The organism is Bifidobacterium thermophilum, from assembly GCF_037482445.1.
Classification (GTDB): Bacteria; Actinomycetota; Actinomycetes; order Actinomycetales; family Bifidobacteriaceae; genus Bifidobacterium; species Bifidobacterium thermophilum_B.
On record NZ_JBBHLY010000007.1, the window covers coordinates 60781 to 82384 of the forward strand.

Consider the following 21604-nt stretch of genomic DNA (forward strand, 5'->3'; position numbering starts at 1 on the left):
TACCGACCGTCAGACAGACCTACACGCCGGTTTCAACAGGTCAAGAGCGCCAGGGTGTGAGTCAATCCTCGCACGATGACCACCAGACAAGTCAGCACGTCCACCACGGACAGTCATGACCACCGGCGTGCGAGCAGATCCTCACACACCGGCGGATGCAGATCAGTAATGAGCTTATACAAGAGCGTCAGCGTCATGTCTTCCAGGCGTTGCAGCGAGCCGGGGCAAAGACAGGAATTTCCGCACACGTATCCGCCGCCCCAACTGGTGTTCCAGCCGGTCAGCAACGCTCGCCGCCAGCGCAGCACAAGATTCCTCACTACGCAAGTCGTCACTCCTCACCGCGACATGCGCCCAATGCGCATCACCGATTGCTTTCAGTCGGCGCTGGTCACGATCCCACTGCCAAGCATGCTGCCGCCCGTCGTACTCGACAGCGACGCGAGCTTGCGGATACGCCAAATCCAAGAACAGACGTTCGCCGCGCACACCGGCATTGTCCGGCACATCCAAGCAATAGTTGACCTGCGGACATGGCAACCCATACTGCATCAGCGTCAATCTCAACATCGTTTCAGGAAAAGAATCTGTGTTCTCACGCATGAGTTTCAATGCCTGAGCACACATGCGGAACCTGCTGCCACCGCCGATACCAGCAGTCCGAGCAAAATCTGCGAATCCGGATTCGAGTTGTCCGATTGAGTACCACTTCTGCTCCGCGTCACGACGCATCAAGGCGTCTCCAAGCAGCACTATCTCGCGCAATCCAATCTTGCGCGCGCACATAATCCATGTCATGTCGGGAGCCACACAGGTGATGCCGTCAGCGGTTACCGTCGGCAGCTCATGCGGCCAAACGATCGCTCGCACACCTGCCAGCCGCGGCCTATCACAGGAGCGAGGAACCACCACGGTGATCTCATCGGAATCGATTTTCGCCGGCACTTCGACACACATCAATTTCAGTGCCGTCTCCCGCGCGAACACCAGCTGTTTCGAACAACGCGACTGTACCGTGAGACAACGCTGGAGCGTGACCGCTTTGATACGCATCAATCTTGCACGAGTGGACTCAAAGTATTCTGAGGAGCGACTCTTCAACGAGTGCTGGACCAACATGGAACATTGCCGAATATCAACCATAATGTCACAATAGCCAGCCATCGAACGCGTTGTCTTCCTGAACGAGGATATGTGGATAGAAGTTGAAACCCCTTGCATCGCAACGTGTTTACCGATGCCGGACCGCAGACGCACGCGATTCGTTCACACGCTAGGTGGCGGCGAAGCAGGACATATCGATTCCGATTGAGCGGAGCCGGTGTGTGAGCATCCACTCACACACCGGTAGTCACGATTTACCGTAATCGGCGTTTTTACTCACCCGATGGCCAGTGCGTGAGGATTGGTTCGCATATCGACAATCGCGACCTAAGCAGACCGATACAATGCCCCACTCAACCGCCGCCATGTGATGATTGACTCACACAGCGGGTGGTCGCGGGGTCGAAACGCCGACTGGATGAAAGCGGGCACCACCCTACGAGAAACCACTCACATACCCGCCGACGCTGTTTGCCGAAACCGGCATTTTGCCATTCACCGGTCATTGCGGGGCTCAGCTCACATAGTGATTGGACCGACGATGAAACCAGCGATATCGACAACTCGGGAGACGAGTATGCGAGGACCGGCTCACATAATGACAAGTCGGACCGCGAAACCAACCACGCGGACGGACCAGACACCACGTTGTGTGAGAATCCGCTCACACGACGGACCCCCGACACCCCGAACCAGCGATATCGGCAACTCTAACCACCGGCATGTGAGAATCGGCTTACACAACGGGGTAGTCGCAGGGCAGAGCCACGGATTGCGGAATAGGCATGTGCCATCGTGTGAAAATGTACCCACAAACTGACGGACGCAACCACCCGGGACCGGCGATATCACTACGCACGTGCATCAACGTACCGTCCACATGCCGTCAACGTGTGAAGATCCGCTCGCAAACCGACGGTCACAACCATCCGGAACCGGTAATATCACCACACCCGACCGTCAACATGTGAAGACCTGCTCGCAAACTGACGGCAACGCTCGCTTGACATCGACGTATTGGCCGTCCCGGTGGCCACTGTGCGAGAGAACACTCACAAACCAGCACTCGCGGTCCGCCGAAACCTGCGTATCGCCCCACCCAACCGACATCTTGCGATAATCCGCGCACGACTCGCCGCCCCGGCACATATACCTCCTGTGACAATCGTCACGCACCCCACCATGACTTCCGGAACTTCAAGATTCTCTCCGCCCCTGCCCCCTCCCCAAAAAAAAACACCCCGCGACACGCCGACAACATCGCTTGCCGTTTTGTATTAACCGAGTTAAACTTTTAATCAAGTTCAGATTCGACGACGAACCGCCCGCCTGCAAGCGGAGCAGGCAGAACACGTGCAAGGAGGTGCCATGAACGCAGAATCGACCGGCAAGACCAGCCAAACCACCCCGACCACCCAGTCAACGGTTTCAGAAACCAACCGATCCCGCGTGCTGCACTACCTCTACACGCACGGCATCAGCTCACGCGCGAGCATCGCCCACGCACTCGGCCTGTCCGCGGCGGCGATCACGAAAATCACCGCACGTCTGATCGACGCCGGCATCATCCACGAAGTGGGCGGCATCGAAGGGCGCAAGAACCGCCGGTCCATCGGTCTGGAACTCGACCCCGAACAGTTCCATTTCATCGGTGTGAAATTCGCCCGCAGCCTCGTCGAAATCGGCGTATTCGACCTCAAGGGCGCGACATCAAGCCTCACAGACCTGCCGACCGTCAAGAACGACACGATTCCCGAGACGATCCACAGCATTCACGAGACCATCAGCACCCTGCTTGACAGCGACCCTTCAATCGTCGCCATCGGCATGGCGGTCCCAGGCCCCTATCTGCGCCACGAAGGCAGAACCGCCGTCGTCTCCTCAATGCAGGGTTGGCGCACATTCAATTTCCTCGATGAGTTCTCCGATGCGTTCCGCGTACCGGTGTTCGTCGAGCAGGACGCCCGTGCCGGCGTGCTCGCGCAATATCTGTTCGATCCGGCAAGCAACAACTGCGACAATCTCGCCTACTATCTGCTGGGTGAAGGCGTCGGTCTCGGCGTCATCGACGATGGCCGGCTCGTCAACGGAGCCCAGGGTGCCGCGGCGGAAATCGGCCATGTCAGCATCGATGTCAACGGTCTGCCGTGCGACTGCGGCAACCGTGGATGCCTCGAACGCTACTGCTCCGCGGTCGCCATCCACGAGCGACTCGCCGAAACCGGCATCGTGCCCGACACGGGCGGCATGACCCACAAGCAAGCATGCCACGCGCTGTTCGAGCGGGCCGCCCACGGCAATCACGCGGCACAAGAACTCGTCCATGACATCGGCCGGTACGTCGGCTACGGTTGCGTGACCATCTTCAACACGTTCAACCCCGAGCGCATCGTACTGGGCGACATCGTCGCCGAAGGCGGTCAACCCCTACTCGAAGCCGCGCGCGAAGTGGTCGATGAACGTGTCATTCCCGAACTCAACAAGGCAACCACCATCTGCCTGTCCAAACTTCCCGCGGATGCTGCCGTCATCGGCGCCGCCGCGGTCGCGGTGACCCAGTTCCTAGACCATCCGTCAAGGTTCTTCGTCATCACATAGCCAACACCGTGCGATAGCCATCACCGGCCACCGCACAGCCGCCGCAGCGCAACAGCACGGCCGCCCGCCCCAAGATTTCCCAATCGGAAAACAGAACAAACCAACCAACAATCAACCACACCATCGAAAGGAATCATCATGGCAAAGCCAATCGTCCTCTCACTCGGCGAACTCCTGTGGGATATGCTCCCCGGCGGCAAGCGCGCAGGCGGCGCCCCGGTCAACTTCATCTACCACGCCATGCACAACGGCGCGGACGGTTACGCGATCAGCGCGGTCGGCGAAGACGATCTCGGTGACGAACTGGTCAAAGTCACCAAGGACGCCGGCATCAACGCGATCATCCAGCGCAACGCCTGGCCGACCGGCACCGTGGATGTCGCCCTCAAGAACGGCATCCCGGAGTACACGATCGTCCGCGGTGTGGCTTGGGACCACATCCTGTACACCCGCGAACTGATCGACCAGGTGGAGAAAGCCGACTGCGTGTGCTTCGGCACGCTCGGCCTGCGCTCCCCCGAATCGCATGACACCATCGTCGAGCTGCTCAAGCACACGAAGCCCGGCGCCATGAAGTTCTTCGACATCAACATCCGCGGCGACCACTACTCCAAGGAGCTAATCGAGGAACTGCTCGGCTACGCGACCGTGTTCAAGCTCAACGACGCGGAACTCCTGCTGCTTCGCGACATGTTCGGCATTCGCGGCACTTCCGACGATGAAGCCTGCCGTTGGTTCCTTACCCAGTTCGGTCTGGATTACATCATCCTGACCGGCGGCGCGACCTTCAGCACGATTATTTCCAAGACCGGCGACAGCTCCACGCTGTCCACCCCGCACGTCCAGGTTGCGGACACCGTCGGCGCCGGCGACTCGTTCTCCGGCACGTTCGCGGCGAAGATCCTCACCGGCGCAAGCCTCGAGGAAGCCCACCGCGCCGCCGTGAACACCGCTGCCTTCGTGTGCACCAACGACGGTGCCTGGCCTGAGTACCCGGAGCAGGTTCCGGATTATCTCGCCGAAGCCGGCCTGTGAACCCAAACTCCTTGACGGCATCTATCCCCTCATGACCGCATAGCAGCCAGCATGCGGCCCCGCGCCCCAGCCACCACCAGTCTGCACGGACCGGCAGCTGGGGCGCTTCCTCTACGATTGCGCCGCCGTGAATCCGCGGGATTGTCAATCACCGCTCACGACGAGCCAATTCCATTGGCTATCGCAATATCGTCACACACCTCAACCAACATCAATCCATACCGACGACCAACCGTCACCAATCGCGTTGTATCAAAAGGGGAAATTATGAGCAACACCACAGCGACGGCGAAGAAAACCACGGTCAGGGCGCTTGTCCCTGTCATGGCCACGTTCTTTGTCATGGGCTTTGTCGACCTTGTCGGCACCGCCACGAATTATGTCAAGCCGGAATTCAACCTGTCCGACTCCCAAGCGAACCTGTTCACCTCCATGGTGTTCTTCTGGTTCCTGATCTTCTCCGTACCCACCGGCGTGCTGATGAACAAGATCGGACGCCGCAGAACGGTCCTTATTTCGCTGATCGTCACCGCCGTGGCCATGCTGCTGCCGGTTGTCGCCTACACGGGCGCCGCCGGCACGCCGCGACTGGTACTCATGATCATCTCGTTCTCGCTGCTGGGCATCGGCAACACCCTCATGCAGGTGTCGCTCAACCCGCTGCTCACCGTGTTCGTGAACGGCGACAAGCTCGCCTCCACCCTCACCACCGGCCAGTTCGTCAAGGCGTTCGCCTCGTTCTTCGCGCCGCTCATCGCCGGATGGGGCGCTTCCGCGCTCGGCGCATGGTGGGTGCTGTACGTCATCTACCTGATTATCGGCGTGATCGTCGGCGTCGCCCTGGCGCTTGACAAAATCGACGAACCTGCGCCCGACGCCGGCCAGACCAGCATCGCGAACTGCTTCAAGCTGCTCGGCAACCCGATTATCCTGCTGTGCTTCCTTGGCATCATCGCGCACGTGGGCATCGATGTCGGCATCAACGCGCAGGCGCCGCGCATCCTGATGGAGCACACCGCCGTACCGCTCGCCACCGCGGCGGGAGCAACCTCCGTCTACTTCGCGTTCCGTACCATCGGCACGGGATTGGGCGGCATCGTGCTGCAGAAGATGGACAACAAGACCGCGTTGCGCATCTGCGGCGCGATCATGGTGCTGTCCGTCGCGTGCTTCGCCGTGTTCACCACGATCGCCTCGAACCCGCCGCAGTGGCTGTTCTATCTGGCGGTCGCGCTGATCGGCTTCGGCAACGCGAACGTGTTCTCGCTGTGCCTGTCGCACGCGCTCAACACCCTGCCGTCCCGTCAGAACGAGGTGTCTGGCCTGATGATGATGGGCCTGATCGGTGGCGCTATCTTCCCGCCGATTATGGGTGCCGCCGCCGACGCGATGGGCCAGGTCGGTTCGATTATCGTCGTCGCGGTGGGCGCGATCTACGTGCTTGCGATCGCGCTGGCGTATGACAAGGCGCTGGAGCCGGCGAAGAAGTGAGCGATGACCGCAAGTAACGCCCGGACAGAAGCTGTTTGAAGCCGGACAGGATGATTCACCCGGTTAGCTCTGTTGGCTCTGTTGGCGAATGTTCCGCCCGGTCAGTGACTCGGCTGAGTCCGGGGATTTCTCGAGGTCTGAGGGCCTGCTGTGCGAGGATTGGCTCGCACAGCGGGCCTTTTACGTATGGGGTGACGGCCGGAGAGCAGGTGAGCGGATGGATGATGGATGACTGCTGGATGCCGTGGCCGGGCAGGGAGTAGTATCATTGTGCGAGCCAATTCTCACACAATGACACTCACCGACCCCAGAATCAACAACCCCGATGCTCTTTGACCGTCGCCATGTGAGCGAATCCTCACAAAGTAACGACCATCTGTATGAGATCAGCACCCCGGACGGCCCCACGCCGTCATCGTGTGAGCGAATCCTCACACGGTGACACCGCGAGAACGAGGCACGACCGACCACGCAGGTATCGACATACGAAACCCGCCATACACCTAGCTCACCCAAGTCACCTGGGACAGGACTATCGCAATACGCAGCCGACCGCATACGCAACCCGCCATATCGCCGGCAAGCCAAACCCAAAGAGCATGCATCTGTTGCGTTGCGCATGCCGCCGCACACACAGCACCGCCGGCCCGCCACCAATCCGCGGATGACGCCGGTAAAACCACCGATTACGCATGCGACCGGATACACAACCCGCCAAATCTGCGACAGACCAAGTCCGAGCGACATCCGTTCGTAACGATACGTCTGCGACGGCATACGCAGCCTGAGTCCATTAACGTCACCGTTCAAGCTGGAACGACAGCGCCCACGCAGGCCACGACGACCATCGGCACTCCCCCCGCAGCCAGACCGGTCACAATGTCCAGTCTGAATCTCCGGTCAACGCGTCCAGTCACAACGTGTCCAGCCACAACGTCCAATCACAACGACCAAGTCATCACGACCAGTCATCACGACCAAGAGATATGACCGGTCACAATGTCCAGCCTGACGCCAACCAACACAACCAGCCAGACCGGTCAGAATGTCCAGCCTGAATCACCATCGCATTCAACGGCCGATCAGCCCGCTGAGCATCCGGGAGAACTCGAGCGCATCGTCGGCACGTCGAAAGATGAACAGCGAGGACCGCCATCCGGACAGCGACAGCGTGACCTGCTTGCGCTGAACCTGCACACCGAGCACGTCCTTGAGGAATATGACATCCGTGCGTTTGTATCTGCGGAGCCAGTATGTGGGGATGTCGGCCTCCACGCGGTTGTCATACAAGCGCAATTCGAGCTGCCACTGCAGCTTGTCGCATCTGAACAGCCATCCCGGAGCCGGGTCAGGTTTCCTTGCCATGATTCGGATTCACCTTTCTTGTTGGTTCTTCTTATTCCACTCTTCTCTAGCCTATGTCCAACGATCAGCTTGTTCGACCAGACCGGTCAGAGTGTCCGGTCTGGGGAATCGGGTTGGCATCGTGTCTCTTCGCCGTCGGGAATATCATCACCGCCCGTGATACCAGCAACGAGACCAAAACGGATGCACAATAACCGCTGAGACTCTGTGGATTTGTTGGTTCCGCTGCCCGCGCCCGCATGGAGCCGGGAACGCGACTTCGGCGGGTACTACCTGTTGGAACCACTGCTAGGACGCTAGACCGCACGACCACTAGACCGCAAGACCGCGTGACCGCACGACCACCAGACCGCAAGACCGCAAGACCGCACGCCGACTTGCGGCTATCTGCGGTATCTGCAGTACCTGCCGGAGACTATCTCGCTTATCAGGGTTCGTCGACCAGCGATATCGCAAGTACGACTGTTGATATTCCGCGGGCCATACTCGCGGTATCGAGGGTGCGCGAACCCGGATAGTGGAGATACGGTTCGCGAGGTACTACAGATAGGCGAGATACAGCCCCGCCACAGACAATCGAGATTCCGATATTTCGGAGTCTGTGTGGGTTGCGGATGATGACGGCGAGCGCCCCGACCTCGGCATGGACATCTGTCGACATTGAGAATATCCGCATAGAGTTACTTCCCGCTGAGCGGCTGAAATGTAGGGATGGCACAGTACTGTTATGCCGCTTGTTCTGACACACTCATCATCTGGGAAGTTGCCCAGTGGCGCAAAAGCATACCTAGTTCTCAATCACAATATCATTACTCCATCAATGTCAGTATGATTGTCTACGCCAAAACTCTCGATATGCGAAGAATATTTCGAACCCATATGGTACATGCGCAAACTGTCATGATTCTCATCGATAATCTCCAATAACTCTTTTTTCAGCGTTAGGTAATCAGACATCGATACGACACACTCGAACACGCTATTCTGCACACGCTGACCATAGCGCGTGCAAGATTTAGCCACACGTCTCAATCTGCGCTTACCGGCTGTCGTCTCGACATTGACATCATATGTCACAAGAATCATCATCGACATATTCGACCCCTCTCCCTACTTCGATAACACGCCGATTCACTTTGAAGCCGATGTCCGCGGCACCGTTCTGAGACGATGTTATTTATTCTCCATATTGTTCACCATTCTTGAATAGAAATCGCGTCTTATTTCCACATAAATGGCGGATATGCATCAAGGTCGCCTCGAATCGTGCGAGCAAGCAGTAATGCTTGCACATATGGAACCAACCCCCACGGAATTTTCTCTTTCAGGAACGGATGAGTGAGCACCTCGTCTTTACGTTTCTTCCAAGCAGCAAGCACTGTCCGGCGTCCCTTGTCATTCAAGAATACGCCGCCATTTTCGCGCTCTTCGAAATCAGAACTCTTTATTGCTCCTGTATTCACCAGCGAAAGTGCGAACCTGTCACAGAGAACAGAGCGAAGCTCCTCCATCAGGTCAAGCGCGAGCGATTCGCGTCCCGGAAGATCACGGTGAAGAAAACCTACATACGGATCGAGCCCCACACCGTGAAGTGCCGCCGCGCAATCCCCTGCCAGCAATACATACACGAAAGAAAGCAAGGCATTCATCCGATCCATCGGAGGCCGCCTACTCCGGGATTCGAAGAAGAAGTCATCCTTGTTCCGCAAAATGAGATCATCAAATGTGTAGAAATAATCCTGGGCTGCACGCCCTTCAACGCCACGCAACGCATCAATAGATGTCTGCGCGCGAACCGAGACAATGGCATCAGCCAGAAGATGGCTCTGTCCAGTCACACGCTCCATGTTGATGCTCATGGCATGGTCGCGACGGGCACGTTCGAGGACCCAGCGCGCATTGAAGACCTTTCCGATAACGAAGGACTTGGCGATGGACAGTGCACGCGATTCATCATCGGCAATACGATATTGCTCGCGTCTGAGAAGCACATTCCGAGAATTCTCACCGAAAATCGAGCAGTAATACTTTCCCCAAGGGGAATAGAACGACAGCGAAACACCAAGCTCGGCGCAACGCCCCATAAGAGCCGGCGAGGCTCCTTTGTAGCTGAAGCACAGAATATGCTCGATCGATCGCAAGGGAACGGAGCCGACGCGCTCCTTGCCACGTTCAACGTAGACATTGTCGTCTTTGCAGGACAAATACACGTCCTCGCTTAGCACGAACAATGAATTCAATAGCGTACGCATCGCTCACACCTCATTCTGCGGTTTTCTGGTTCAACTCGCCAGCAACTTCTTCAATCCGGTCATTGATATACGATGACGCAGACTCCGAAGAACCCAGTTCCGGAAGGCACAGATCCACAAGGGAACATGACCGGCATCTTTTCTTGGAGCGCCTGACACGTGGAGTGTAGCCGCGCTCAAACAACGCATGCATCGACGCCAGGTCGTCACGCACGCGCTGCCTCAGCTCCTCATCGAATTCAACAACCTCGCGGCGCCGATTCTTGTTGTAATACATCGCGCCTGCAGGTATCGTGCAGGACAGCATTTCCTCAAGGCACATCGCCTCGCAGCACAATTGGTAGTGCCCCGCACGATTGTATGGTTGTGCACCTCCGTGCTTGTATTCGACCGGATAGGGCTGCCATCGTCCATCACGACCTCTCAGCGTCGCGCCGCTGTCAGAACGTCGAAATTCAACAACGTCACACGCACCGGTCACACCAAGCATAGCGGAGAATACACGGAGGTTCCGCAGTATCAAGAGATCACCACGCGTCTCGGACTGGGCGTAGTCATCAGCGCGTTCATGAACGATGGTGCCGGCGGTAGTCAGCCCGTTGTCTTTCCATAGTTGCTCGATATGAATAAGCGCCCATTGACGTTGGCAATATTCAAAATGCTCTATGCCTGAAAGCATGAGCCATTGATCCTCAGGATATTCGGTAACACGTCGAAACGACGCAGACATGGAAATCACTTCCCGCTACAGAAATCCGCGCTGCGATCGACCAGCGCAGAGTATGGAATGACAGGAACCGGAGGGCGTCAACGCCAGGATGCGCCCACACCCTCCGGCGGATTATTCAGCGACCTTCAATAACTTCGTATGAAAGCCTTGGAACAGATGCCTCGTCAACGCTCACCTTGACATTGTCGAGATCCGATGCATCGATTTTCACGGAACGATGGACTTTGGCAGACGAGTACTGCCCAAGCTTGGAATTGTGTTGGAACCACACCACATCAATCACTTCCATGGATCCGGAAGGACGTGCAGCGCTGGAATCGCCTTCGAACAGCGTGACCATGGCCTGCTTGATCTTTTCCGCATCGTCCGCGGAAAACCCGGTCTTTTCGGCCAGCTGGGGGCTGATGCTGCCATACGTCGCATAGATTGCCTTGCCAGAGACACGATATTTCATACCCATGGTGTCAGACGAACGTCCGCCGTCATCTGTCGGCTCGCTGTTCACCGACTTGGTGATCTGGACGTCATCGATGGCAACCGGTTCGATGGAGAAAGCAGACTGGATGGAGACCGGCCCACGGATGCCGATGGAGACCTCGTCGACATCATCGCGCTTCTTGAAGGCGAAAAGCTGGCCGAAGGAGCGAACGTCAATCCACTTGCTGCACGCAGCGGCGGCGAGGGTGTTACGGTCCTTCGCCTCGGTGCCATCAAGGGTCTTCACGAACATGCGATAGCGATCAGAGAGAGACTTGGCGCCATCGTCGGTACGGTCGCTCGACTCGACGAAGATGCTCTCCCCCGCGTCCTGGAGACGATTGCGCAGCTTGCGCTTGAGCGCAACATCCGAAACCTCGCCGTAGCCATCCGCGGTCATGCGCGGACGATTGCCATTAAGGGGATCACCGTTAGGATTTGCGTTCTTCACAGCGAACACGATGGCGAAATCAACCTTGTTTTCAATTGCGGTCATGATTATTGTCCTTACTTCGTTGTCCGTTCCCCGTTTCATCACGTGATGTGAAACGGGAATTGCATAATTGCGATTGTGGGTTCTGCCTGCTTCCCTTTCCATATTGCGAGTGAAGCGAGGCATTGAGCTTGTCAGTTGGCGGTTTGCTGCGACACGGCCGTTTCCTTTGCCTTCCGGGCATTCGTCAGCAGCTCTCTGCGCTGATGGGAATATCCCAGCAAATACAGGGGTCCGAGCGGAGTTTTCTTCTCATAATCGCCCGGCTGGAAAAGCGCCATCACATCATCAACGTTCTGTTGGAACCACGGGGCTCCGTTCTGGCTCTGGATGTATGGCGTAAGCCTGCGCCAGATTTCCTCCCAGGTGGTTGCCGGCTTCGATGCGAAATTGCCCATGAGGTTCACGGCGTTCGTCGCTCTATCCGCCTTACCATCATTTTGCTTGCGAAGCACATACGATTCGTAATTATCAGCGAGAGCAAGAAGCCGCCCAAACAGATAATCACGATCGGTGCGGTCCTTATCGAGTTCCATTCCAATCTCCTTTCCAGTGCGGTGAAACCTCTTCGGTTCATCGTTTGCACTTTTCTTCAACAGGCTGCAGCAGATTTCCAGATCCCTGTGCCACTTCCTCAAGTCGTCATACGCCATGGGCTTCTCGACCTTGTGACACATGGCCATGAGAATGTTCCTCGGAACCGCAGTGCCGTTGAAAATGGTTTCGATGAGCTGGCGCTCCACCAGTTTGCGATGGAGCTTGTAACCATCACTCGATCGATCAGGTGAGTCCGTCGACGCATTGACGATGTCGATGAATGACGGAGCACCGACATAGTCGATGGGCTTTCGCTTATCCGAACCCTGCATGGCGGCAAAGGCCGTGAGTGGCCAAGCCACGCCACGATGCCATCGCACGATTCGGTCAAGATACTCCCCTTCCGGAAGTTCCTGGTAATAGGTCACACCGAGTCGACCAGGGACCGCCGAATCAAATACGGCAACGACGATGGTGCGCTTCTGCCGTTCAAGAAACGACGGGTTCCCATATCCATGGAGCAATTTTCGGAATTGCGCGGCGTACGTAGTGCCAGCCGCCATCCTGGCATCTGCGACCACGGTATCCGGACTTGTTTCTTCAGCCTCATCATTCTCCGCAAGAAACGCATCCAGCGTGTCAGCCATGGGATCGACGACACGGAATGAGGGCCTGCCATCGACAGCCCAGACGAGAATCGCCTGTTTGCCGACAATCGTCGCATTATTCGCGAGAAGCCACGTCAACGTCGTATGAATTTTCTGCGACGCATCAGTATCAATAACAAGTGCCTGGTCGGGGGACGTGAAACGCCCTCGGTAGACGTAATTCGTGGAATCATTCGACGAGATGAGCTTAGCATTGCCAGCAGCGGGCAGAAGCTTCTTGGGAAAGGTTTTTGCCTGTCCATAAAGCTTTTCCCCGAACATGTCGTATCCTTCGGCAGACCTGCCGGCGGCCAGATATTCCTGCCATCTGGCACGGATTGCAGGATCGCGATCCAGATCGACAAGTTCACCATCGGGTGAAACAACGGTGAACCACACGCCATCCGCCGCATCGCCCTTCGATTCCTTGCCGTTCGCATCCTTGGTCTTCGGTTTGAGCTCTATACCGAATCCAAGCGCATCCTCGCTGATGCTATGGCTTGACAAATAGCCATACAGGAGGTTGAGTTCAGGGTCGTCGCCTTTCCACTCAGCAAGCTGCGTCAGGTATTTCTCGGTGCGCATACCGTCTATCTGTTTGTCAACATATTGGAGTTGGTCACACAGCGGGTGCGCGCAAGGAGCACTTGTGCGACTCATCGATTTCTCCGTGCAGGGAATGATGATGTCATGCGCTTTGCCCTCTTTTTCGATGGAAACCACGTTCCCCTCGCTGTCGAGGGTGACATGAATCTGCACCTTCAGCGTCGTGTGATTCATCGGCATGAGGGTACTTCGAACCGCGGCGTCCCGATCCCTGTCGGTTGGTTCGCCGCCTCTAGAAGCTTGTGCCACGGTTATTCCAGCAGCATTTTGAACACAGTCATAGGTCTTCAGCAATGACGAGACGAGAGTCATGACTCCTCCTCCACGGATTGCAGGTTGCGCCCCAACGTGAATCGAGGCGTCGCCTTCTTGTCGGAGACGAGAAATTCATCGAGGCTCTCATCATCCGGACGGGGGAATGTGATGACTCCATCACGCATCTTCACACGCCAGAATTTGCGCGTGAATCTGTCGTCCCCACGATTATCCGGATACCTGAAGCAGAAGAACATGTAGCCGAGGTCCAGTTCGCCGTAATCGTCGTAAAACCCCTTGCCCTCGCCGAATGTGCACGGCTCGACATAACCCTGGCACTCGCGCGTGCCCAGAAAGATATCACGCCGTCCCCCGCGCGCGAGCGCTCGTTTTGCAATGTCCAAGTGCTTTGCCGGATTGCGATCCTGTGCAAGGTCCCCGCGATTATCATTCCATTCAAAATGCGCTTTGACCTGATATCTCACATCTTTGAGATACGTGTAGTACGAGAGGTCGTTGCCTCCGCTCATCTTGATAGGTCGGATACCTTTCCCTTCGGTTTGGATGCGGTTCACAACCCGAACCTCGTCAATGTACCATTCGATGGTCGGCTTCCAGTAGATACTTTCGGTAATTCCTCGCAACGCCTGGTATGTAGGCACCTGATAGCTGCTCTTCTCGCCGCCAATGCGCGTTGCAACTTCCGAGAAAAGCGCATACTTGCCCGTGACTTCGTATTCGATCGTTGTATTCATCGGCATCCTTACCTCCTTTCTTCATTATGCGGCGTAAACCGCGATTCATTCATTCCTGATTTCTTCCTACCTTCTGGGGAATCCGTCAGAAAAAGAGATCCTTTTGCTCGGCATCCGGGACGACTCCGAAATTCATGTCGTAACAGTCATCGGATTCGAGAGCATAGAGCTCGAAATCGTCATCGGCGAGCGTTATTAACCCCCTTTCCGTGAGTTTCTTGAAATCGGCATCGAAGAGCTGCACGGTGAAGTCCTGCAGCCTTCTGATGATGCGGACTTTCTCACGAGGATCGTGCTCATCGCGAAGCTGTTCGAGCAGCTCGCGGGAATCAATGCCAGCACTGGAGCGATATCGTACAACCACGGATTTGGTGAGATCGGGAATGACCTGGTACAGTCGACCGACCGTTCGGAATGATTGGGCGAGGCAATGCACGTATGCGCTCGGACCGTCAGGATGCGTCACAGTGTTGTACTTATAGCGTGCCGCCTTGTTGAATCCCAACAGATCATAAGCGTTCGTTCCATCAGGCAGCGGATACTTCAGCTCGTTCCCTTCCACCTTATCCTTATAAAACGCCGTATTGTACATATCAAGCGCTTCTTTTCCCAGTAAATCGAAATCCGAGTTTTTCGATGCAAGCGGCACAAGAGAATGCATCATGATCTCCTTGCCACGCTTGATATCCCTGACAGCGCTCAACCCTTTCTCGTCGTCATCGGAAACAGGAACGACATACACATTCCGCGGCTTCATAGATTCGCCATTGCGATTGCAACGTCCTGCCGCCTGCACAATGCTTCCCAACCCGGCAGCAGCTCTGACAACCGTGCCGAAGGATACATCGACGCCTGCTTCGATAAGCTGGGTGCTCACACAGATAATCGGTTCGCCGGACGCCGTGGCTGCGCGAACCTCGGCAAGTGCGTCGTTCCTATGGGCGCCGCACATCGAAGTACTCAGATGGACGAGTGCGAAGCCTTGCGATTGTGCGTCAAGAGATCGAAGCTCTTGCGTCAGTTTCCGAGCCTCGCTCTTGAGGTTTACAATGGCCAGACAGCTTCCATTCTCCCTTGCTTTGTCAAGCACAAGATGCGCGAGTCCGCCATCACCTGCGATCGGAAGGGGTCGCTCCTGCGCCACGATGTTGACACGGCGAAAAATGCGGCGCTGTTCCTCGGAAAGAGTGACAAGCTCCGGATTATCGGCAAGATCGAGTCTGACGGTTTTATCGATGTTTTCAAGCGCAGGCTGTGTTGCTGTGCACAAAACAATCGTCGTCCCGAGAGCCCCGGAAAGAAAATTCACAATCTCTTTGAATAGGTCCAGCGAATGGGAGGGCAACGATTGAATCTCGTCGAAGATGATGACACTATCCGCCATGTTATGGAATTTGCGGAGTTTCGTTCCCCTCGAGGCCATGCATGTCTCCAGGAATTGAACCATGGTCGTCACGATGAGCGGCTGCGACCATCTCTCTTGGGAAAGTCGACGGCGCGTCTCCTGTTCGTCAGTAATCTCACCATCGCACCTTGACTCGCCGCGTCCTGCATCAGAGTAGTGTTCAAGAAGCACCGAATCATCATCCGCAAGTCCCAGTACAGCACGGAACGTCGCTGTTGTCTGACTCGTAATGGAAAGATACGGAATAACATATATGATATGTTTCTTGCCCCATAGCTGTGCGTGGTGAAGCGCAAATCGCAACGATGCCAGAGTCTTGCCTCCACCGGTTGGCACACTGAGCCTATAAATCCCTGTAGGCCGAGACGCCGCGTCTTTGCACTGCCGCGAAATATCGGTACGGACTGCATTGATTGGCGTATCAGCAGAAAACTTTCTGCAATATTCCTCAAATCTTGTTACCAAAGAGTCCCAATCCGCTTCATATCGCGGCACAGCATTGGGATCACCGAATTGCGCAGCATCACAACGGTCTGCATCGACCAAACAAGAATAGAAATATTTTTCCAACGTTCCAAATGCAAAATTCTTATTGGAAATACTTTTCTTAATATATTTATTATAATATCTACCGAGATTTCTTGAAGCATCATCACACAAGGAATCAATATCAAGTCCTATCGCTTCCAGATTGGATTTCACTTCATCATAATGGAATTTCTTATCATCTTTATTGGGCGAATCAATGCGGTCAAAGAAACTGGCCAGTCCGTCATCGGATATGCAGTCTGGAAGATCACCATGATGACTTGCTATAGCAACTTCCAAAATATCACGCGTCAACCGGGAAATACCTGCATTCTCGTCCTCGTACTCCGAATAGTGTGCATCCTCCACAGCGAATGCCCCTTGATAGGCATGGATGACAGACCCCCTCATGCCTGCATCATGCAACAGATAATCTTGAAAAGACTTTGTTGCCTTCCCGACATCATGAAGCTCAGCAGCAGCCAACGCCACCTTGGCAAGCCCCACAGGTTCCGCGAAACTAGCCGCAAGTGCGCCGGCACCATCCAAATGATCGCGCAAAGTCTGCTGTCGTAGATCATCCGGACTCTCATATGTACGGGCATACAGTTCCACCATAATCCACTCCGCATCTCGCTGGTGCCGATTCCGACGAATACCCCATTTAGCATTATGCTAAATACATCGGCAACATGCAGTTGCCGATGCCGGCGTTCACTAGAACCAATAATAGCACACTCTGCTATCTCTTCTACTGAATAGCATGATGCGCAATTGCCGAAACCGGCAAAACACCTCACCGGCGTTCGCGAAAGGTTAGTTTCAATCCTTTCGCGTGAGTTGAAAAAGTAGAAGCGAGAGCAGTATCTGCACCAAATATCCATTTGGTGCAGACTCTCGTTCATTACTGCAAAGCGCAGACACACCGCAGCTATCATGTATAGGAACTTGCACCATCACCGACTCCATAAAATCAGCAGAGATACTGACAGAACACAGCGGCACGAATTTGGGCAATCACATCGGCAAGCGGTGATACAAGCAAACGTAGGAAACGTGCAAGCTCGAAAGATGCAGGCCAAAGGCAAAAAACAATTTTCAGCCATGAGTCGCCTGATATTGGGAATGACAATTCTGGGGATAGTTCTATCAGCACGAACCCCATTGCAACTCACGCTCCCCCATACGGAGAGCGATGAGTGTTCCGCTGCTATCTTGGCGATGCGTCGCTGAGGGCGTGTCACGCGGAATCGCGCTGCCGGCCGGGGAGTCGGCGACACCACCCTGCGCGCGCATGCGCGAAAGCACGTCCCTGTACGACGCGCCGGCAGGAAGACCCCGCGCCGCCTCCTTGTACAGGGCGTCCAGTTTCTCAGGGTCATACCCGCTGAGCCTGGCCTCGCCCCACGATGGCACCGGCTCGCAATCACAATGAGCGTGATACCGATTGCCCAGGCCGCCGCCCGCAGCTTCCTCGCTCGTGTATACGAACCCACGGCCCGCGAGCATCGTGCAGAACGCGCACGTCACACTGCCGCACGGCACTCGCGCCCAACGGGGGCGCGTCGAGTCATTGGCGATGTCCGCCATCTGCCGGCGTTGCGCCGCATGCACGGCCATACTGCGGAAGAAATCCGCATAGACCTGCTGCATGTCGTCAACGCTCATTCCGGCCGTCTTTGGCAGCAGATCCATGATCGAGACGCCGCTGCGCGCCTTCCCGGCCATGACCTGTCGGTATGTCAACCCGTTGTAGTCGGTGTTCGAGAAACCCTGCTGCACGTCCCACATGACGCGCATCCAATCCTCACGGTCCGGCAGCGCATACTCCGGGAATTCCTTGCCTGCCACCGCCTGCCATGCCTAGCGTTGCACGCCGTACCGGCTGTCGGCCGCCTCCTGTGCGACCTCGACAAGGTCGCGTGCCGCGTCGATGATGGAATCCGGGTCGGTCAATGCGAGGGACTTGTCGGGGTGGTCGAAGTCGAACAGTTCACTAGCGAGCGTGTCCGCGTACTCGTCGCCCCATACAGGGAGCGACATTCTTCGTTGAGCGTCTCTGATTTGGCGGACGAATTTCAACTCACGCTCCCCATACGGGGAGCGACTCCACGGGCGTACCGAGTTCCCCGAGAGCTGGGACGAACGGGCCATCTTCAAGGCGTGCACCGAGGCAGTGCAACTGCCGGAAGTGGCGTCTGCGATTAACGACCCCGAGGAACGGAGCAAGGACGTGTCGATAACCGTCGATGGAGTTTCGCTCTCCGTCCGGGTATCATGGACAGGTAAGGTCGGAAAGCGGCATATCACGTCGTTCTTCCCAATCGATTCGAGCTGGAAGGAGAGACCATGAGGTCGATAGATGAGACCGACCGTCTTGCCGAGCAGCTCGGTGCGGCGTTGTGCGACATCCTCGAGTCCGCCGATGAACAGCATATAGCGGAGCAAGTACGCGAAAAGGTCTTGCCGTTCGATGCCGGTGGCGCTCTGGATATCGCCGTGCACGAGATCGACAACAATGACATTGACCCGACTCCGGTGATGGATCTGGCTCGAACCTACGATGCTGCACTCGGCTATGACCATGAGGTCCTCGAGATTCTTGAGGAAACACAGTCCAGGATACACCGGCATTCATAAGCCGAAGCGAACTCGACAAGCCGCCTTTCGGGCGGCTTTTCCGTATTTTGGCCCCGTCGTATGGCGGGGCTTTTGCATATCAACGTCCAACGATTACGGGACGTTTTGGCTGTGTCCAGTGACCGATGTTGTGGTATCTCCCTTGATCCCACCTCCCACACACGCGCCATGGTGCGACACCATGGACAGCCTCGAAACCCGAACGCCGCACGGCGGACGGGACCGATGCCCGCACGGGCATGACAAGCACAAAAGGAACCGAACATGCCAGACAACACGAACTCCACCGAGCAGGAAGAGCACCAGAAGGAACCGGAGCAGCCGCACGGCGACCCCCAGACCGACTGGAAGGCCGAGGCGCGCAAGTGGGAGGCGAGGGCCAAGCAGAACAGCCAGGCTGCCGCGGAACTCGAACAGCTCAAAAACGAGAACATGAGCGAATCCGAGAAGACAGCCAAGCGTATCAAGCAGCTCGAAACCGAAAACGCCGTGTACAAGACCGCCGCGCAACGCCGCGAATGGGTCGCCCAGGTCTCCAAGGAGACCGGCGTGCCTGCGAACCTGCTGCGCGGAGACAGCCTCGAGGCGATCCAGGAACATGCGGCCGTACTCAACGAGGCGCTGCACCCCAAGCCCAAGGCGCCACAGGTCCACGGCGTGGACCGTCAGCCATCAACCGGCTCCAACAACGACCAGAAGCTCGCATACCTGCGCGCCCTCGGCCTGTAACCACAATCTCAGAAACATCCAGCAACCGAAGGAGAACACATGGCACTGGGCACCAGCAAGATCACCCTGCCCCGTGAGGTAGCCACCGCGATTACGAAAAAAGCCAAGGACACGAGCACCATCGCCGCCCTGTCACCGAGCATTTCAACTCACGCTCCCCATACGGGGAGCGACGTGCGGTCTCACAGCACCGCAAAGTCCGTGCTATATTTCAACTCACGCTCCCCATACGGGGAGTGACGAGGGCGAGTGACATGACCGCCGGGACAGTGGAATTTCAACTCACGCTCCCCATACGGGGAGCGACTGCGCCGTCCTGATAAACGGGATAGCCAAGGTCTTATTTCAACTCACGCTCCCCATACGGGGAGCGACCGTCAAGCCCGGCACCGGTCTCACAGTAGACGCCATTTCAACTCACGCTCCCCATACGGGGAGCGACCCGGGCGTGCGCGGCATTGTCGGTGATTTCGCATTTCAACTCACGCTCCCCATACGGGGAGCGACGAGCGATGTTGTTCTCAGGATGTATGGTGCTAAATTTCAACTCACGCTCCCCATACGGGGAGCGACCAAGCACGGCATCACGTCCACTGGTCTGATTGACGAAGATTTCAACTCACGCTCCTCATACGGGGAGCGACATAACGCGCAAATACAATTCGTGATTACGTTGGGATTTCAACTCACGCTCCCCATACGGGGAGCGACTGCTCCGATTCAGATTCGTGGTGATGCATGGTTATTTCAACTCACGCTCCCCATACGGGGAGCGACGAGCGATGTTGTTCTCAGGATGTATGGTGCTAAATTTCAACTCACGCTCCCCATACGGGGAGCGACGCACCCACACGCCGAAACCCCGCAAATGACGCAAATTTCAACTCACGCTCCCCATACGGGGAGCGACAGTCGTTGGAGCGGGCGTGGCGCGTGCACGTCATTTCAACTCACGCTCCCCATACGGGGAGCGACCCCCACGAGCAATGGTGGTCTGCTTGACCAGTTATTTCAACTCACGCTCCCCATACGGGGAGCGACGGGGGGTACTGCAAAATCTGCGCACCATAATATAATTTCAACTCACGCTCCCCATACGGGGAGCGACAGCTCAAGGGGATGTACTGCGTCGATGTCGGCTTATTTCAACTCACGCTCCCCATACGGGGAGCGACGAGCGATGTTGTTCTCAGGATGTATGGTGCTAAATTTCAACTCACGCTCCCCATACGGGGAGCGACCGATCGGGACGATGCAATCCGGATGCTCTTTCAGATTTCAACTCACGCTCCCCATACGGGGAGCGACCTGCCCTGGAACGCTTCCGGGTCGAGACCGAGATTTCAACTCACGCTCCCCATACGGGGAGCGACACATCTATATTTCGGATCAGTATCCAAATCTTACTATTTCAACTCACGCTCCCCATACGGGGAGCGACCTGCCCGGCGTCGAGATTGAGCGGGACTTCCGGATTTCAACTCACGCTCCCCATACGGGGAGCGACTAATCTCCGCTCCTGCTGCTGTTCCTTCTGCATTATTTCAACTCACGCTCCCCATACGGGGAGCGACACAGCGATAACAAGCGTGCATAGATCAGTCCAATTTCAACTCACGCTCCCCATACGGGGAGCGACGTCGCAGCGCAGTGCGGGTCTCCGGAGACATGATATTTCAACTCACGCTCCCCATACGGGGAGCGACTCCAAGCTGGCGTGCAAATGCTTATCGCCTTGACATTTCAACTCACGCTCCCCATACGGGGAGCGACGATTTGACTGACTGTCGGATTGCCGTACAGGACATTTCAACTCACGCTCCCCATACGGGGAGCGACGCTGACTTGCTGCGAGCCGGTTACGTGGAGGAAGTATTTCAACTCACGCTCCCCATACGGGGAGCGACTTTACATATACAAATCTATCAAACTTTAAATTAAAATTTCAACTCACGCT

At 56.3% G+C, this 21604-nt stretch carries 17 protein-coding genes and 1 CRISPR repeat array; of the genes, 5 read left to right on the forward strand and 12 right to left on the reverse strand.

The window, feature by feature from the left end; translation table 11 throughout:
- Nucleotides 1-174: 174 nt before the first annotated feature.
- Entirely contained in the window at nucleotides 175-1053 is an 879-nt protein-coding gene (locus WD012_RS05535) for a hypothetical protein (RefSeq protein ID WP_339562772.1), read from the reverse strand.
- 1419 nt (nucleotides 1054-2472) lie between these two features.
- Between WD012_RS05535 and WD012_RS05540 the strand changes: the two genes are divergently transcribed.
- Nucleotides 2473-3702, forward strand: coding sequence for an ROK family transcriptional regulator (locus WD012_RS05540; RefSeq protein WP_339562773.1), 1230 nt, complete (start codon nucleotides 2473-2475; stop codon nucleotides 3700-3702).
- Here WD012_RS05540 and WD012_RS05545 read toward each other — a convergent pair.
- Nucleotides 3695-3826, reverse strand: coding sequence for a hypothetical protein (locus WD012_RS05545; protein ID WP_339562774.1), 132 nt, complete (start codon nucleotides 3824-3826; stop codon nucleotides 3695-3697). The two genes, WD012_RS05540 and WD012_RS05545, sit on opposite strands and share 8 nt — an antisense overlap.
- A 14-nt stretch (nucleotides 3827-3840) precedes the next feature.
- On the opposite strand from WD012_RS05545, the gene WD012_RS05550 reads away from it, so the two are divergent.
- Nucleotides 3841-4737, forward strand: coding sequence for a carbohydrate kinase family protein (locus tag WD012_RS05550; protein ID WP_339562775.1), 897 nt, complete (start codon nucleotides 3841-3843; stop codon nucleotides 4735-4737).
- A 267-nt stretch (nucleotides 4738-5004) separates the two neighbouring features.
- Complete coding sequence (locus WD012_RS05555) at nucleotides 5005-6228, forward strand: MFS transporter (protein WP_339562776.1); 1224 nt, start codon at nucleotides 5005-5007, stop codon at nucleotides 6226-6228.
- A 1071-nt stretch (nucleotides 6229-7299) separates the two neighbouring features.
- Here WD012_RS05555 and WD012_RS05560 read toward each other — a convergent pair.
- The 10 genes from WD012_RS05560 to WD012_RS05605 all read right to left on the reverse strand — a co-directional run bounded on the left by WD012_RS05560 (nucleotide 7300) and on the right by WD012_RS05605 (nucleotide 18321).
- Nucleotides 7300-7593, reverse strand: coding sequence for a hypothetical protein (locus WD012_RS05560; RefSeq protein ID WP_101451990.1), 294 nt, complete (start codon nucleotides 7591-7593; stop codon nucleotides 7300-7302).
- 798 nt (nucleotides 7594-8391) lie between these two features.
- Nucleotides 8392-8688: a CRISPR-associated endonuclease Cas2 gene (gene cas2, locus WD012_RS05565; protein ID WP_339562777.1), complete on the reverse strand. Its 297-nt coding sequence runs from the start codon at nucleotides 8686-8688 to the stop codon at nucleotides 8392-8394.
- Between the two features lie 125 nt (nucleotides 8689-8813).
- Entirely contained in the window at nucleotides 8814-9845 is a 1032-nt protein-coding gene (gene cas1c / locus WD012_RS05570; RefSeq protein WP_339562778.1) for a type I-C CRISPR-associated endonuclease Cas1c, read from the reverse strand.
- A gap of 10 nt (nucleotides 9846-9855) precedes the next feature.
- Nucleotides 9856-10524 (reverse strand): CRISPR-associated protein Cas4, encoded by a 669-nt coding sequence (gene cas4 / locus WD012_RS05575; protein ID WP_339562779.1) that lies wholly within the window; start codon nucleotides 10522-10524, stop codon nucleotides 9856-9858.
- 166 nt (nucleotides 10525-10690) lie between these two features.
- Complete coding sequence (cas7c, locus tag WD012_RS05580) at nucleotides 10691-11548, reverse strand: type I-C CRISPR-associated protein Cas7/Csd2 (RefSeq protein WP_339562792.1); 858 nt, start codon at nucleotides 11546-11548, stop codon at nucleotides 10691-10693.
- Between the two features lie 131 nt (nucleotides 11549-11679).
- Nucleotides 11680-13647, reverse strand: coding sequence for a type I-C CRISPR-associated protein Cas8c/Csd1 (cas8c, locus tag WD012_RS05585; protein WP_339562780.1), 1968 nt, complete (start codon nucleotides 13645-13647; stop codon nucleotides 11680-11682).
- Nucleotides 13644-14351: a type I-C CRISPR-associated protein Cas5c gene (gene cas5c, locus WD012_RS05590; protein ID WP_339562781.1), complete on the reverse strand. Its 708-nt coding sequence runs from the start codon at nucleotides 14349-14351 to the stop codon at nucleotides 13644-13646. Before cas5c ends, cas8c begins: the two co-directional genes overlap by 4 nt.
- A 79-nt stretch (nucleotides 14352-14430) precedes the next feature.
- On the reverse strand, nucleotides 14431-16896 hold the full coding sequence (gene cas3, locus WD012_RS05595) for a CRISPR-associated helicase Cas3' (protein ID WP_339562782.1): 2466 nt from the start codon (nucleotides 16894-16896) through the stop codon (nucleotides 14431-14433).
- Nucleotides 16897-17427: 531 nt separating this feature from the next.
- Nucleotides 17428-18129 carry a VG15 protein gene (locus WD012_RS05600; RefSeq protein WP_339562783.1) on the reverse strand — a complete coding sequence of 234 codons (702 nt, stop codon included), beginning with the start codon at nucleotides 18127-18129 and terminating at the stop codon, nucleotides 17428-17430.
- A 12-nt stretch (nucleotides 18130-18141) separates the two neighbouring features.
- Nucleotides 18142-18321: a hypothetical protein gene (locus WD012_RS05605; protein ID WP_339562784.1), complete on the reverse strand. Its 180-nt coding sequence runs from the start codon at nucleotides 18319-18321 to the stop codon at nucleotides 18142-18144.
- A gap of 306 nt (nucleotides 18322-18627) precedes the next feature.
- On the opposite strand from WD012_RS05605, the gene WD012_RS05610 reads away from it, so the two are divergent.
- Nucleotides 18628-18918, forward strand: coding sequence for a hypothetical protein (locus WD012_RS05610; protein WP_339562785.1), 291 nt, complete (start codon nucleotides 18628-18630; stop codon nucleotides 18916-18918).
- A 264-nt stretch (nucleotides 18919-19182) separates the two neighbouring features.
- Entirely contained in the window at nucleotides 19183-19647 is a 465-nt protein-coding gene (locus WD012_RS05615) for a helicase (protein WP_339562786.1), read from the forward strand.
- A gap of 141 nt (nucleotides 19648-19788) precedes the next feature.
- Nucleotides 19789-21554: a CRISPR direct-repeat array (repeat unit 33 nt; unit sequence ATTTCAACTCACGCTCCCCATACGGGGAGCGAC).
- Nucleotides 21555-21604: the final 50 nt, after the last annotated feature.

Coding starts and splice junctions, on each gene's coding strand:
- WD012_RS05555 (WP_339562776.1), top strand. CDS start 5,005: ATGAGCAACACCACAGCGACGGCGAAGAAAACCACGGTCAGGGCGCTT.
- WD012_RS05560 (WP_101451990.1), bottom strand. CDS start 7,593: ATGGCAAGGAAACCTGACCCGGCTCCGGGATGGCTGTTCAGATGCGAC.
- cas5c (WP_339562781.1), bottom strand. CDS start 14,351: ATGCCGATGAATACAACGATCGAATACGAAGTCACGGGCAAGTATGCG.
- WD012_RS05615 (WP_339562786.1), top strand. CDS start 19,183: ATGCCAGACAACACGAACTCCACCGAGCAGGAAGAGCACCAGAAGGAA.
- WD012_RS05545 (WP_339562774.1), bottom strand. CDS start 3,826: ATGGTGTGGTTGATTGTTGGTTGGTTTGTTCTGTTTTCCGATTGGGAA.
- cas1c (WP_339562778.1), bottom strand. CDS start 9,845: ATGCGTACGCTATTGAATTCATTGTTCGTGCTAAGCGAGGACGTGTAT.
- WD012_RS05550 (WP_339562775.1), top strand. CDS start 3,841: ATGGCAAAGCCAATCGTCCTCTCACTCGGCGAACTCCTGTGGGATATG.
- WD012_RS05610 (WP_339562785.1), top strand. CDS start 18,628: ATGAGGTCGATAGATGAGACCGACCGTCTTGCCGAGCAGCTCGGTGCG.
- cas3 (WP_339562782.1), bottom strand. CDS start 16,896: ATGGTGGAACTGTATGCCCGTACATATGAGAGTCCGGATGATCTACGA.
- WD012_RS05535 (WP_339562772.1), bottom strand. CDS start 1,053: ATGCGTATCAAAGCGGTCACGCTCCAGCGTTGTCTCACGGTACAGTCG.
- cas4 (WP_339562779.1), bottom strand. CDS start 10,524: ATGCTTTCAGGCATAGAGCATTTTGAATATTGCCAACGTCAATGGGCG.
- cas2 (WP_339562777.1), bottom strand. CDS start 8,688: ATGTCGATGATGATTCTTGTGACATATGATGTCAATGTCGAGACGACA.
- WD012_RS05605 (WP_339562784.1), bottom strand. CDS start 18,321: ATGTCGCTCCCTGTATGGGGCGACGAGTACGCGGACACGCTCGCTAGT.
- cas8c (WP_339562780.1), bottom strand. CDS start 13,647: ATGACTCTCGTCTCGTCATTGCTGAAGACCTATGACTGTGTTCAAAAT.
- WD012_RS05540 (WP_339562773.1), top strand. CDS start 2,473: ATGAACGCAGAATCGACCGGCAAGACCAGCCAAACCACCCCGACCACC.
- cas7c (WP_339562792.1), bottom strand. CDS start 11,548: ATGACCGCAATTGAAAACAAGGTTGATTTCGCCATCGTGTTCGCTGTG.